This is a genomic window from Nocardia amikacinitolerans NBRC 108937 (genome assembly GCF_001612615.1).
In the GTDB taxonomy this organism is placed as follows: domain Bacteria; phylum Actinomycetota; class Actinomycetes; order Mycobacteriales; family Mycobacteriaceae; genus Nocardia; species Nocardia amikacinitolerans.
Genome location: NZ_BDAU01000032.1, coordinates 118,958 through 132,478 on the forward strand (window position 1 = coordinate 118,958; position 13,521 = coordinate 132,478).

At 68.5% G+C, this 13,521-nt stretch carries 13 protein-coding genes; 9 read left to right on the plus strand and 4 right to left on the minus strand.

Going from position 1 to position 13,521, the window contains the following annotated elements; all coding sequences use genetic code 11:
• The first annotated feature begins 104 nt into the window (after positions 1 to 104).
• A complete protein-coding gene (locus tag NAM01S_RS23810) occupies positions 105 to 857 on the plus strand; it encodes a PaaX family transcriptional regulator C-terminal domain-containing protein (protein ID WP_067788777.1) in 753 nt (250 codons plus the stop codon).
• A gap of 11 nt (positions 858 to 868) precedes the next feature.
• Here NAM01S_RS23810 and NAM01S_RS23815 read toward each other — a convergent pair whose 3' ends face one another.
• Entirely contained in the window at positions 869 to 1,576 is a 708-nt protein-coding gene (locus NAM01S_RS23815) for a TetR/AcrR family transcriptional regulator (RefSeq protein WP_067788889.1), read from the minus strand.
• Positions 1,577 to 1,741: 165 nt separating this feature from the next.
• Here NAM01S_RS23815 and NAM01S_RS23820 point away from each other — a divergent pair, with 165 nt between their 5' ends.
• The gene (locus NAM01S_RS23820; protein ID WP_067788779.1) at positions 1,742 to 2,887 is read left to right on the plus strand and encodes an acyl-CoA dehydrogenase family protein; all 1,146 of its coding nucleotides are present in this window, start codon (positions 1,742 to 1,744) and stop codon (positions 2,885 to 2,887) included.
• Here the strand turns inward: NAM01S_RS23820 and NAM01S_RS23825 are convergent.
• Together NAM01S_RS23825 and NAM01S_RS23830 are read right to left on the minus strand one after the other, a co-directional pair.
• Positions 2,868 to 3,491 carry a methyltransferase domain-containing protein gene (locus NAM01S_RS23825; RefSeq protein WP_157107872.1) on the minus strand — a complete coding sequence of 208 codons (624 nt, stop codon included), beginning with the start codon at positions 3,489 to 3,491 and terminating at the stop codon, positions 2,868 to 2,870. The two genes, NAM01S_RS23820 and NAM01S_RS23825, sit on opposite strands and share 20 nt — an antisense overlap.
• Before the next feature lie 113 nt (positions 3,492 to 3,604).
• Complete coding sequence (locus NAM01S_RS23830; protein ID WP_067788783.1) at positions 3,605 to 3,874, minus strand: DUF2277 domain-containing protein; 270 nt, start codon at positions 3,872 to 3,874, stop codon at positions 3,605 to 3,607.
• A gap of 161 nt (positions 3,875 to 4,035) precedes the next feature.
• Between NAM01S_RS23830 and NAM01S_RS23835 the strand changes: the two genes are divergently transcribed.
• A complete protein-coding gene (locus NAM01S_RS23835; RefSeq protein WP_067788785.1) occupies positions 4,036 to 5,568 on the plus strand; it encodes a metallophosphoesterase in 1,533 nt (510 codons plus the stop codon).
• A gap of 11 nt (positions 5,569 to 5,579) precedes the next feature.
• On the opposite strand, the gene NAM01S_RS23840 is transcribed toward NAM01S_RS23835, so the two are convergent.
• Positions 5,580 to 6,050, minus strand: a complete 471-nt coding sequence (locus tag NAM01S_RS23840; RefSeq protein ID WP_067788787.1) for a MarR family winged helix-turn-helix transcriptional regulator — start codon at positions 6,048 to 6,050, stop codon at positions 5,580 to 5,582.
• A 511-nt stretch (positions 6,051 to 6,561) separates the two neighbouring features.
• Here NAM01S_RS23840 and dpgA point away from each other — a divergent pair.
• From dpgA to NAM01S_RS23870, 6 genes are read left to right on the plus strand one after another with little or no spacing between them, the layout of a single operon-like run.
• The gene (gene dpgA, locus NAM01S_RS23845; RefSeq protein ID WP_067788788.1) at positions 6,562 to 7,701 is read left to right on the plus strand and encodes a 3,5-dihydroxyphenylacetyl-CoA synthase DpgA; all 1,140 of its coding nucleotides are present in this window, start codon (positions 6,562 to 6,564) and stop codon (positions 7,699 to 7,701) included.
• A gap of 35 nt (positions 7,702 to 7,736) precedes the next feature.
• Positions 7,737 to 8,438: an enoyl-CoA-hydratase DpgB gene (gene dpgB, locus NAM01S_RS35985; RefSeq protein WP_067788790.1), complete on the plus strand. Its 702-nt coding sequence runs from the start codon at positions 7,737 to 7,739 to the stop codon at positions 8,436 to 8,438.
• Complete coding sequence (dpgC, locus tag NAM01S_RS23855) at positions 8,435 to 9,763, plus strand: (3,5-dihydroxyphenyl)acetyl-CoA 1,2-dioxygenase DpgC (protein WP_067788793.1); 1,329 nt, start codon at positions 8,435 to 8,437, stop codon at positions 9,761 to 9,763. The genes dpgB and dpgC overlap by 4 nt, the downstream gene beginning before the upstream one ends.
• Positions 9,760 to 10,560, plus strand: a complete 801-nt coding sequence (gene dpgD / locus NAM01S_RS23860) for an enoyl-CoA-hydratase DpgD (protein WP_067788796.1) — start codon at positions 9,760 to 9,762, stop codon at positions 10,558 to 10,560. The genes dpgC and dpgD overlap by 4 nt, the downstream gene beginning before the upstream one ends.
• Positions 10,561 to 10,589: 29 nt before the next feature.
• On the plus strand, positions 10,590 to 12,392 hold the full coding sequence (locus NAM01S_RS23865) for a thiamine pyrophosphate-binding protein (RefSeq protein WP_067788798.1): 1,803 nt from the start codon (positions 10,590 to 10,592) through the stop codon (positions 12,390 to 12,392).
• Between the two features lie 52 nt (positions 12,393 to 12,444).
• Positions 12,445 to 13,518, plus strand: coding sequence for a catalase family peroxidase (locus NAM01S_RS23870; protein WP_067788801.1), 1,074 nt, complete (start codon positions 12,445 to 12,447; stop codon positions 13,516 to 13,518).
• The last annotated feature ends 3 nt before the right edge of the window (positions 13,519 to 13,521 follow it).

The following is a 13,521-nucleotide window of genomic DNA, read 5'->3' on the forward strand; positions in this document are numbered from 1 at the left end:
CGTCCTCCCGGGTCTATTACAAGCCTGCGTCACGCGCCGGACAATTGCAATACCCTGCGTGCGGCGGGCGGGAACGGTGAGCGGGTTGTGGCTAGCATCGGGGCATGGATTCGCGTGGTGCGCCGGTACGGAAGCTGACCGCGCGGTCGGCGATCCTGAGCGCGCTGCTCGGCGCGCATCCGGCCGAGGCGCCGGTCAGCTGGATCGTGCGGGTGTCGACCGGGCTCGGACTCCAGGAATCGGCGGTGCGCGCGGCGCTGACCAGGATGGTCGCGGGTGGCGATCTGGAGCGCAGGGACAGCGCCTACCGCCTCGCGCCGCGGCTGATCGAGCGGCAGAACCGGCAGGACGAGGCCATGCATCCGCCGACGGGCGAATGGGACGGCGCTTGGCGGCTCGCCATCGTGACGGTCGGCGCCGACGACTCGACCGACCGGGCCGCGTTCCGGGAAGTGTTGCGCGCCAAGAAGTTCGGCGAACTCCGCGAGGGCGTCTGGACCAGGCCGGACAACCTCGGCACCGAGTTCCCCGCCGCCGCGGCGCGCCGCCTGACGATCTTCACCGGCCACCCCGGCGAACCGGACCGCGAACTCGCCGAACGACTCTTCCAGCCGGACGCCTGGGCCGAGAACGCGCGACTGCTCTTGTCCGCCATGGCGGCGGCGGACGCCATCGGCGACCGTTTCGAGATCGCCGCCGCGACGGTGCGGCACATCCTCAACGACCCGATGCTGCCCGCCGAACTACTGCCCCGCCGCTGGCCGGGCCGCGAATTGCGCGCGGCGTACCTGGATTTCCGCGCGGAGTTCGCGGCGTTCGCCGAGGCGTTGATGAGCGATGCCGCGCAGCGGAGCTGATCGACGGCCGGTCAGCTCGCCTCGCCGCGGTAGTCCGCACCCGCGATGAGCAGGTCCCGCAGTCGCGCCTCGGGATCGAGCGCGATGCCGAGGGCGCGCAAGCGATGGTCGATCAACAGCCACGCCTCGGCGGTCAGCTGGTCGACCAGCGTCTCCCTTGTGCTCTCCCGGTGCGTCAGCCACCAGCGCACGGACGCGTCGATCAACCCGAGCAGCGCGATGATGAGCCGCTCCGCCGCGGCCCGGTCCGAACCGAAGCGCGGTATGTATCGCGTTGCGGCGGCGAAGATCTCGGAGGCGAAGGCGCTGCCGCCGATGCGCGGTTCGTCGTTGCCGCTGCGATAGTTGCGCTCCACGAGGAACCGGTACAGATTCGGATGCTCCCCCGCCCAAGCGACGTGTTCGGCGATGGGCGCGCGGATGACATCGATCGGCGTCCCGTCGACGTCGAAGGTGGCGCGGATGCGCGCGGTGAGCTCGGCGTGCGCGTGCCGCGCGACGGCGCGATCGAGTTCTTCCTTGCCCGCGATGTGCCGGTAGACGTGCGTGCGCACCAGGCCGGCGCGGTCGGCGATCTGCCCGATCGAAGCCTCTGGCCCGTGCTCTTCGATCGCCGCGACGGCGGCCGCGACGAGCGCACGACGGCGTTCGTCACCGCCCGGCCCGCGCGCACCCGAGCGGCGGGTTTCGGCGGTATCGGTCCAGCGCTGTCGTCCCACGCGGCTCACCGTATCCGACCTCCACGAGGCGCTGTATCGACTCTCCGCCTGCGCTGCGTCCAGCTCGAGATTCCGTCTTGTCCCAGCGCAACCGATGGTACACACTGTACCCGTAAACACTGGTCACAAGTATCGCCAGTAATACGCCGAGCCTAAGGAGTCTCGATGGCCGCCTACCGGTCGTGTTGGATGAACGACGACCTGGACGCGCTGCGCGAACTCGCGCGCGCCTTCTTCGAGAAGGAAGTCGCGCCCAACGTCGACAAGTACATCGCCCAGCACCACGTCGACCGCGACCTGTGGAACAAGGCAGGCGAACTCGGGCTGCTCTGCCTGTCCATCCCGGAGGAGTACGGCGGTGGCGGCGGCACCTTCGCGCACGAGGCCGTGCTGATCGAGGAGCAGGCCAGGGTGGTCGACACCGCGTGGGGCCAGAGCCTGCACAACGGCATCGTCGCGCACTACCTGCTCGCCTACGGAACCGAGGAGCAGAAGCAGCACTGGCTGCCGAAGATGGCCAGCGGCGAGGTCGTAGGCGCGATCGCGATGACGGAGCCCGGCACCGGCTCGGATCTGCAAAGCATCAAGACCAAGGCGGTCCGCGACGCCGACGAGTACGTCGTCAACGGCTCCAAGACCTTCATCACCAACGGCGCACAGGCCGACCTGATCATCGTCGTGGTCAAGACCGACACCTCCCAGGGCGCCGCGGGCATCAGCCTGGTGCTCGTCGAGGCGGACCGCCCCGGCTTCCGGCGCGGCCGGGTGCTGGACAAGATCGGTCAGAAGGGCCAGGACACCTCCGAACTGTTCTTCGAGGACGTGCGTATCCCGGTGAGCAACCTGCTCGGTACGCAGGAGGGCCAAGGCTTCATCCAGCTCATGCAGCAGCTGCCGCAGGAGCGCCTGATCATCGCGGTCGGCTCGGTGGCGGGCATGGAGACCGCGCTGGAGCACACGCTGCGCTACACCAAGGAGCGCGAGGCGTTCGGCCGCCCGGTCTTCGGCTTCCAGAACACGAAGTTCAAGCTGGCCGAGGTCGCCACCGAGGCGAAGATCGCGCGCGTCTTCACCGACGACTGCATCGCCAAGCACATCGCGGGCGAACTCGACATCCCGACCGTGGCGATGGCGAAGTGGTGGACCACCGACAAGGCCATGTCGGTCGCCAGCGAGTGCCTCCAGCTGCACGGCGGCTACGGGTACATGACCGAGTACCCGATCTCGCGCATGTGGGTCGACAACCGGGTGCAGATGATCTACGCGGGCACCAACGAGATCATGAAGGAGATCATCGCCCGGTCCCTGTGATCGCCCGCTGCTCGGAAGTGGTTTCCAGCGGCCGCGGCGCGTCCGAAAGACGCGCCGCGATCCGCCAGGCATTGCGCTGAGATCCCGCGCCGAGGCGTTTGCCCCACGAGGAACCGGTGGCGGCTATGTCCGAAGCCGTCGCTGGCGTCACCTCGTCGATCGTGAGGCCGTGGGCCGCGTAAGGCTCGGCGAGAGCACGTAGCTCGTTCTCGCCGATCGGCGGCAGCCCGGAACCGCGGTCGTGCTCGGTGACCGATACGAGGATCGACAGGGCCGCGCCGGGCTTCAGCAACCCGGCGAGGCCCGCCGCGACGACCGGGTCCGCGGTCACCACGCCGCGCAGCAGCGAACCCCACGGGAAGTACACGGTGACCGCGTCGGCGACGCCGTCCAGTTCCACGGGCAGGCGCTCGGCGGCGGCCGCCACGAACAGCGCGTTCGTGAGCTTGCCGCGCGCGGCCTTGCGGGAGGCTTCGATCATGCCCGCCGCGTTGGCGTCGACGCCGATGACCAACCGGCGCGGGTCGGCGGCGGCCGCGGTGAGCACCGCGCGTCCGTCGCCGGTACCGAGGTCGATCAGGACCGCCGAATGGCGTCCGATCAGCTCTCGGGCTTAACCGATGTCCACATCGCGGATCTTTTTGCCGATGACGATTCGCATGGGCGCGACGGTAACCGGACGCGTCCGGCGGCGCATCCGAATTTCCGGCGGGCGGCTCAGCCCCGCGCCGCGATCCTGGCTTGCACCTCGGGGCGGCGCAGCGGCGGCACCGACTTCGGCGGCACCTTGCGGTCCGGCAGCTCGGCGAGCAGGCGGGTCGTCACCGCGGCGATGTCGGCCACCGCGGCCTCCACAACCGGACGCGTCGCCGCGGAGACGCTGGAGATGCCGGCGACCTTGCGCACGTATTGCAGCGCCGCCGCCTGGATCTCCTCCGGTGTCGCAGCGGGCTCCAACCCGCGCAGGGCTGTGATGTTTCGGCACATACTTCGAGGCTACCGAGGTGGGGTGACATCGTCGCCTGCTCCGACGAGCGCTCCCGCGTAAGGTCGGAACGGTCGGTTCGGGAGTGGGCGTATCCCGCCTCCGCCACGGCCACGCGCGGCTGTCGGCGAACTCCGTTCGGTTGTGTCGAGAGGGCTGCGCGGTGGTCGTTGTGGTGGTGCTGATCGGCGTCGTGGTGCTCGCGGTCTTCGCCGGGCTGCACTGGTATCTGTGGCGGCGACTGGTGCGAGACACGACCGTGCCGGGGTCGCCTGCGCGACGGATCGGGACCGCGGCGCTGGTGGCGGCTCCGCTACTGCTGCTCGCCGCGTTCTTCGCCGAATCGGCCGGACTGCCGTTTCCGCTGGTGCAGGCCATCGCGTGGCCGGGCTATTTCTGGGGCGCGCTGTTCGTGTACCTCTTGCTCGCGCTGCTGGCGGGCGAGGTGCTGCGGCCGGTGCTGCTGCGCTTGTTCGCGCGCGAATCCGCAAGAGGCGCAGGCGCTTCGACGAGGAAATCCGAATCGGCCGATGTACCGGAACCTTCGACCGGACTCGGCGAAGGGCTCACCACGACAACCGGCGCCGTACGGCGCGACCACACGGCGGCTGCACCCTTGAGCGGCGGAAAAGCCGCAGCCACTTCGACCGAGCAGGGAGAAGAGCCCGCCGAAGCTCCGGGCGCCGCGACGGAGAAGGTACCGGAGTGCGCGGGCGCACCGGTGCGGCAGGGACCGGGATCCGGCGCCGCACCGAGCACTCCGTTCGGTCCCGGCGGCCAACTGGACGCACCAACCGGCGCCGCGGCTCCGGGAAGCGAAAAAAGCTCGGCGGCAAGCACTTCGGCTGAACCAGCCCGAGAACCCGAACCGATCTCCCGACGCATCTTCGTCTCCCGCGCGATAGCCGGAACCGCCGCGCTCACCGCGGCGACCACCGTCGGCGTCGGCGCCTACGGCGTGCTGAACGGACCGCAGGTCAAGCGGCTGACGATCCCGCTGGCCAAACTCCCCCGCTCGGCCGACGGATTTCGGATCGCCGTGGTCAGCGACGTGCACCTCGGCCCGATCCTCGGCAGGGGTTTCGCCGAGCGCGTCGTCCGCACGATCAACGACACCCAGCCCGATCTCATCGCGGTGGTCGGCGATCTGGTGGACGGCAGCGTCGAGGACCTGCGCCCGGCCGTGGAGCCGCTGGCTCGGCTGCGGGCCAGGCACGGCGCGTTCTTCGTCACCGGCAACCACGAGTACTTCTCCGGCGCGGAGGAATGGATCGACCACGTGCGGGATCTCGGACTGCGCCTGCTTGCCAACGATCGGACCGAGCTGCCCGGCTTCGACCTCGCGGGCGTCAACGACGTGCAGGGCGAGCGCATCGGGCAGGGACCGGATTTCGACAAGGCGCTCGGCGACCGCGACCCCGCCCGCACGGCGGTGCTGCTGGCGCACCAGCCCATCCAGATCCACGACGCGGTGGCGCACGGCGTCGATCTCCAGCTGTCCGGGCACACCCACGGTGGCCAGCTGTGGCCGGGGAATCTCCTTGCGGCGCTGGCGAATCCGACCGTCGCCGGACTCGAACGCCATGGCGACACGCAGCTCTACGTGACGCGCGGCGCTGGCGCATGGGGTCCGCCCGTGCGGGTCGGCGCGCCCTCCGACATCACCGTCGTGGAGCTGGCCGCCGCCCGCGCCTGACGTTCTACGGTCTAGAGACAGTCGACGCTCGCACCGTCGGCGCCGATTCCGGCGAGCGTGCGAAGGACGGCGAGGGCGCCGTCGTGTCCATCGGGGGTCAAGACGGAGAACAGGAGTCGTTGCACTTCATCGGCTTTCGGTAGGAGCTGGGCGTACTCGCGGCGACCGGTGCGGGTGAGGGCGATCCGGCGTTCGCGTTTGTCGGCCGGGTTGACGGACCGTTTGATCAGGTTCTTCCGTTCGAGGACTCCGGCGGATTGCGCCATTGTGGAAGTGTCCGTGCTGATTCGTACGGACACCTCGTGCTGGGTCAGCGGCCCCTCCGCGTAGACGACGTTGAGAATGGCGAATTGCGTTGGCGTGATCGAATCCCCGACCGTGGCGTGCCAGAGCGCGTTGTGGCGTTGGTAGAGCAAACGGATCAGATGTCCAGGTGTGTCCGGGAACACGTGGGGCACCAGCCGCGAGGTCAGTGAATCCATCCGCCGATTAGACCACGATCCGAACCGCCGACATCGCCGTTCTAGTCGTTCGTCCAATAACTTTCCGACCGATTCCCGCCAGACTCATACGTGTACGTACCATCTCGGCGCGGCGACGCCATCAACGAAAGATGCTGCACCGCAACATTTTTCGACTTACAGAAGAGCAGTTCCGCGGTTCGAGCCCCTGTTTTTAGGGTTGTCGCAGTACATCGCGCTGGTGTACCGTTCGAAATCGGTGCGGGAAGCGACGTCGGACCGACTGGTGTCGTAACGAATTCGCTACCTCGGGGATCTACGTACGTGTATCGATTGCCGAACTACGGGGGTATTCGACAACTCGTGATCGAAATTCGAACCACTGCATAACTGCTTCATCAGGTGCTCACGGACAAATCCGGCCGATGCCGCCCCGAGCGGCAGGTCGAATGTAAACGCGCGCGTTCACTCGCGTCCGAACAGTCGGCCGGATCGCGGAACAGGGTTGACGAATAATCAAAGGAACCAGAGCATGACCGCCTCGACAATCGAAATCGAAAGACCCGACGACGAGCTACGACCCGAACCACGGTCGACACCGGCCGCGCTCCCTCGGCTGCTCGGTGTGGCCACCGCCAATCCGCCCAACCGTTACAGCCAACGCGAACTCCTCGACCTGCTGAAAATCACCGACGCGAAGATCCGCGGCGTCTTCCTCAACGGCGGCATCGAAACGCGCTACCTCACCTTGCCACCCCGTGATCACGAAGGCGCGTTCCGCATCGAGACCCAGGGTGAACTGCTGGCCAAGCACCGGACGCAAGGGGTACGGACCGGCGCGGCCGCGGTTCGCGCCTGCCTTCGCCGCATCGGCCGAGACATCCGCGACGTGCGCTATCTGGTCGCCGTCACCACCACCGGCTTCCTGACGCCCGGACTCAGCGCGTTGCTGATCAACGAGCTGGGGCTGGACCCGGACACGGCCCGGCTCGACGTGGTCGGCATGGGATGCAACGCGGGACTGAACGGTCTCGCCGCCGTATCCAATTGGGCGGCAACGCATCCGGATGAGCTGGCGCTGCTCGTCTGCTCGGAGGCGTGTTCGGCGGCGTACGTGTTCGACGGCACGATGCGTACGGCGGTCGTCAACAGCCTCTTCGGCGACGGCGCCGCCGCGCTGGCGGTCCGCGCGGGCGGCGATACCGGCGCGACCGCCCCCGGCTCGGCTCCTGCCCCCGCGCTGGTGACGACAAGCAGCTACATGATTCGGCACGCGGTCGGCGCGATGCGCTACGACTGGGACGAGGACGCCGGGAAGTTCAGTTTCTACCTGGACAAAGAGGTGCCCTACGAAGTCGGCGCGCACGCCGAGATCGTGATCGACAAGCTGTTGCGCGGTACCGGATTGCGGCGCAAGGACATCGCGCACTGGACGGTGCACTCCGGCGGCAAGAAGGTCATCGACGCGGTGAAGATCAACCTCGGCCTGACCTCGCACGACTTGCGGCACACCGCCAGTGTCATGCGCGATTTCGGCAATCTCTCCAGCGGCTCGTTCCTGTTCTCCTATCAACGACTGCTCGAGGAGGGCAAGGTTCGGCGCGGTGACCACGGCGTGCTCATGACCATGGGCCCCGGTTCACAGATCGAGTCCGCGCTTCTCCAGTTCTGAAGCAGTCCAAGTCGATTCGACTCCAGGGGGTATCAATGACCAGTCACGAAACCGCTACGCACGTCCTGCCCGCGGTGATTCCCGCCGACCAACCGCTGACCGAGGAACTGCTCGCCGCGGTATCCGCGATCGCGGTGCGCGCGGAGGACGCGCCTGCGGACAAGCCGCACTCCGTTGTCCTCTACATCACCGGAACCCGTGCGGGCCAGGAATTCTCGTGGCCCGGCCCGGTGGATATCGGCGTCGTCGGCAAGTGGGAAGCCGCGCTGCGCCGGCTCGAACAGGTGCCCGCGCCGATCATCGCGGTGGTCGACGGGAACGCCTACGGACCCGCCGCGGAACTACTGCTCGTCGCCGACTACCGCATTCTCCGGGCCGGAAGCACTTTCGAGTTCGCCGCCACCGGTTCGAGCGTCTGGCCGTCCATGGCGCTGTATCGCCTGGTCGCCCAGTACGGCGCCGGACCGGCGCGGACACTCGCCGTGCAGGGCCGCACGCTGTCGGCCGCCGAAGCGCACGCGCAGGGTCTCGTCGACGCGGTGATCGACGACGACGCGGGCACCGCGACCAGAACGGTGCAAGCGGGTCTCAGGTTGTTCGAGTCGGCCGCCGGGGCGGAAATCGCGATCCGCCGCCGACTGCTGCTCGATGCGACAACCATGCGATTCGAGGACGCGCTCGGCGCGCACCTCGCGGCCTCCGACCGATCGCTGCGGCGTCTCCGGGCGGCGTCATGACCACATCGCTGTCGCCGTTCACCGGAGACCTGGCCCACGACAGCGCCGTGCTGCGGGACGCCGCCGCCGAATGCGACCGGACTCTGCGACAGCTCGGTCCTGTCGCGGAGCGAGACGCCGACCTGGCCGCGCGGGCGGCACGAGCCCATCGGACGGTGCGCGCGCTGCGCCGGACGTTCCTGCGCCGCCACGTCTCGACGGTGTACCGGTGCGTGACCGACGATCTGCGCGACTCGCCGCGGCTGACCGATCTCGCGGCCGCGGCGACCACCCGGTTCCCCGGCCTGCTGCCGCAGCAGGCCCAACTCGCCGCCGACGCCGCGGTCGTCCAGGCACACAAGGAAGGGTGGGAGATCGATCAAGGGATCTTCTTCCACGCGGTCTTCGCCGACCCGGTCGCGGGCGAGCACCTGCTCGACGCCATGCGCCGACCGACGCCTGCCGCTATTGCGCTGCTGCCGGAATACGAGGCGACCGGCCGGGTCACGTTGTCCGCGGTGACGTTGACCCGTTCCGGGCGCACCGCGACACTCACGATCACCAACGTCCACTGCCTCAACGCCGAGGACAACCAGCACGTCGCCGATATGGAAACCGCGGTCGACCTGGTGCTGCTCGACCCGAGATCGAAGGTCGGCGTCGTGCGCGGCGGCGAGATGACCCATCCTCGCTACCTGGGCAAGCGAGTGTTCAGCGCGGGCATCAATCTCGCGGAGCTGCACGCGGGCAAGATCTCCTACCTCGAGTTCCTGCTCGGACGCGAAACCGGATACATCGCGAAGATCTTGCGCGGCCTGTCCGACGACGGCGACAGCTGGCCGCCCACACCGCGCACGAAACCGTGGATCGCCGCGGTGGACACGTTCGCGATCGGCGGCGGCGCGCAACTGCTGCTCGTCTTCGACCGCGTGATCGCCGCCGCCGACAGCTGGTTCAGCCTGCCCGCCGCGCAGGAAGGGATCGTGCCCGGCGCGGGCAACCTGCGGCTCGGGTGCGCGGCGACCTCGCGGGTGTCGCGCGAGGTGATTCTGTGGGGCAGGAAGATTCGCGCCACCGAACCCGACGCGCGTTACGTCTTCGACAGCGTCGTCGAACCCGAACACCTCGACGCCGAAATCGCCCGGGCCGCCGAGCGACTCGACGCCGACGCGGTGATCGCGAACAAGCACATGATCGTGACCGCCGAGGAACCGCAGGCCGCGTTCCGCCGATACATGTCCGAGTTCGCGTTGCACCAAGCGCTGCGGCTCTACGGCCAGGACGTGCTGGCGAAGGTGGCCCGGTTCGGTGCCTCGGCGAAGACCGAAGTCGGGGCGCGGCGGTGACGCTCGGAGACCTGTCCACCGTGGTCTATCGCAAACAGGGGCACGTCGCCACCGTGGAACTCGACCGACCCGAAGTCCTCAACGCGATGAATCTGCGAATGCACGCGGAGCTGGCCCTGGTGTGGGACGACATCGAACGCGACGACGACATCTGGGTGGCCGTCCTCGGCGGCCGCGGCGGGCGCGCGTTCTCGGTCGGGCAGGATCTGAAGGAACTGGCCGAGCGCGACAGCCGTGGCGAAGGGCGGTCGTCGTTCGGCAGCGCGGGCAAACCCGGATATCCCCGGATCACCGAGCGATTCGGGTTCGCCAAGCCGCTCGTCGCCAAAGTCGCCGGGTACGCGCTCGGCGGCGGCTTCGAACTGGCCCTCGCCTGCGACATCGTGATCGCCGCCGACAACGCCGAATTCGGGCTCACCGAGGCCAGACTCGGCCTTGTCCCCGGCGCGGGTGGCGTGTTCCGGCTGCCGCGTCAAGCGCCCTACCGGATCGCGCTCGGTCATCTGCTGACCGGGCGGCGAATGAGCGCCGCCCGCGCCGCCGAACTCGGGCTGGTCAACGAGGTCGTTCCCGTCGACGACCTGGACGCCAGTACCGAAAGCTGGGTGGCCGACATCCTCGCCTGCGCGCCGCTGTCGGTGCGCGCCATCAAGGAAGCTGCGGCGTCGACAACGCCGCTACCGGACGCCTTCACCGCCACCTACCACTGGGAAACGTTGCGCGCGAACTCCGCCGACGCGCGGGAGGGACCGCGCGCGTTCATCGAGAAGCGACCGCCCAACTGGACCGGTCACTGAGTTACCGACCCATCAGAAACAAAAGGACCATGAGTTCAGCGACAACACCCCGGCTCGGCCGCGACATCATCTTCGACTACCTGCGCGAGGTGGGCATCGAGTACGCGTTCGGCGTGCCAGGCACCCACGAAATCCCGCTGCTCGACGGAACGACCATCCCCGAGAACGGTGTCGAGTACGTCCCGTGTCTGCACGAGAACATCGCCCTCGGCGCCGCGATGGGTTACGCACGCATGTCGGGACGCCCCGGCGCCGCGATCGTGCACATCACACCCGGCACGGCCAACATCATCGGCAACCTGTTCAACGCCTACCGATCGAACATCCCGCTCATCGTGTTCTGCGGACAGCAGCACAGCGAACTGCTCGTCCAGGAACCGATCCTGGCCTCGGATCTCGTCCACACGGCCGAGCAATACACCAAGTGGGCGTACGAGATCCGCAGCGTCGACGAGATGCCGCTCGTCTTGCAGCGCGCGTTCAAGGAACTCCTGGTCCCGCCGTTCCGGCCGGTGTTCGTTTCGCTGCCGTGGAACTTCCTGATCGAGGCGCCCGCCATGCAGCAGCGTGGCCGGGTGACGCGCGTCGCGCACGCGGTGGCGGGCGATCCGACCGGAATCGCGGCGGCCGCCGAGCAGCTCGCGCGGGCGAAGAACCCGGTGGTGCTGGTCGGCGACGGCGTCGGCGAGGCCGATGCGTGGCCGGAGATCGAGCGGCTGTCGCGGGTACTCGGCGCCGCGGTCTACTCCGAGAACCAAGCCAGCAGGATGAACTACCCGAACGACCTGCCGCACTGGCAGGGCGAACTGGTGCCCACCCAGGACGGTGTGCACATGCAGCTGGCCGACTTCGACACCATCTTCCAGATCGGGGTGAATTCCCAGGCGCAGATCCTGGTGTTCCGCTGGGAGAAGGGTCCGATCATCCCGGCCTCCCTCACCCAGGTGACCTTGCACAACGACCCGTGGGAGATCGGCAAGAACGCCTACGCCGAGGTCGCTGTGCTCGGCGACATCAAGCGCACCCTGCCGCTGATCATCGACGCCATCACCGGCCACTGCGACTACGACGAAGCCGCCGTGGCACAACGCAATCGGCGGGTCGTCGAACTCGACTCCCGCCGCACCGAGGAGTTCATCGCCGCCGCGGCAACGGCGCGAGAGAAGGAGCCGATCCCCGACCACGCCGTGCCGATGGTGCTTGCCGAAGTACAGAAGGGCCTCGACAAACCGCTGACGGTGATCAACGAGGACTTCGCGATCTCGGCCGCGATCCAGAAGGCGATCGCCTACGACGCCCCCGACGCCTACTTCTGCACCTCCGGCGGCTCGCTCGGGTTCTCGCTGCCCGCGTCGATCGGCATCTCGCTCGCCCTCGGCGACCGGCGCTACGTCGTGACGATCGTCGGCGACGGTTCCGCGCTGTTCCACACCAATTCCTGGTGGACCGTCAGCAAGTTCGGGCTTCCTGTGCTGTATCTGGTGATGAACAACCACGAATACAAGACCCTCATGACCGGGCTGTCCGCGATCGGGCAAATCTACGGTTGGCAACCGTCCAACGACGCCTGGTACCTGCGGTTGGGTCGCCCGGCACAGGACTTCGCGGAGATCGCCGCCTCGTTCGACATCCAGGGCGAGGTGGTGGCCAAGACCGGCGAACTGCGCGCGGCGCTGGAGCGCGGGCTCGAGTCCCTCGACAACGGCGAACCGTACGTCGTCGACATCCGCATCGCCTCCTCGCCCGCGCCGCCCATCGACATGCTGCTTGCCGAGAAGCCCGACATCGATCCGGTGCTGATCGACCGGCTCCAGGCGATGGGTCCGCCGTGACCCGCGCCGCGCACCCGAACCCGCCACACCGGCGCACGAAGAAGGACGGACGATGACCGACGCACAGCCGAATTCCTTCCCGCTGAATCGCCGCACCCTGCTCGGCGGCGCGGCCGTCGCCGCGCTCGGAGCCGCGGGCATCGGCGGGTTCCTGTTCACCGAGAACCGCATCGGTCCGTGGCGCCTGACCGCGCGCGCCCTGGTGGACCGACTACAGGACACCGCGGGCGGCTCCTTCCCAGGCTGCCGCCGCAACCATGCCAAAGGGGTGGCCGTCGCCGGATACTTCGAGAGCAACGGCAGCGGTGTCGAGCTGTCGAAGGCTTCGGTGTTCCGGGCCGGTCGATACCGCCTTTCCGGACGGTTCTCCCTCGCGGGCGGCAACCCGCACATGCCCGACGCGCCGACCGCTCCGCGCGGACTCGGGCTGCGGCTGTTTCTGCCGGGGGGCGAGGAGTGGCGGATGGCGATGATCAACATCCCGGTCTTCCTGGACGCCACCCCGCAACACTTCTACGACCGCACCCTGGCGTTCGCCCCCGACCCGGCCACCGGCAAGCCCGACGCCGCCACGATGAAGCGGTACCTGGAGAGCCACCCGAAAACCGCTGCCGCGCTGGGCGTCATCGAGCAAGGCGCGCCAGCGCCGACCTTCGCGGCCTCGGCCTTCTTCGGACTCAACGCTTTTCGGTTCACCGACGGCGAGGGCAGCACCGTCCCCGTACGCTGGCGGCTCGAACCGGACAGCCCGCCTCCGGCGACCGGACCCGGCGGCGGTGACAGCGCCCTGTTCGACGGCCTCGTCGCCGATCTGAAGGCGAGGCCGCTGCGCTGGCGGCTCGTCGTTGTCGTCGGCGAGCCCGGCGATCCCACCGACGACGCCACCCGGATGTGGCCGAGCGACCGCCGCGCCGTGCACGTCGGCACGGTCGTGCTGGACCGCATCGACACCGAATCGGCCGACAACGTCCAGGACGTCAACTTCGACCCGCTGGTGCTGCCCAACGGAATCGAGCCCTCCGACGATCCGCTGCTCCAGGCGCGATCCGCGGCCTACAGCGAGTCCTACCGTCGCCGCGCCGGCGAATCGAAACCCACCGGCGCGGTGCTGGTGCGGGAGGTCTGACGA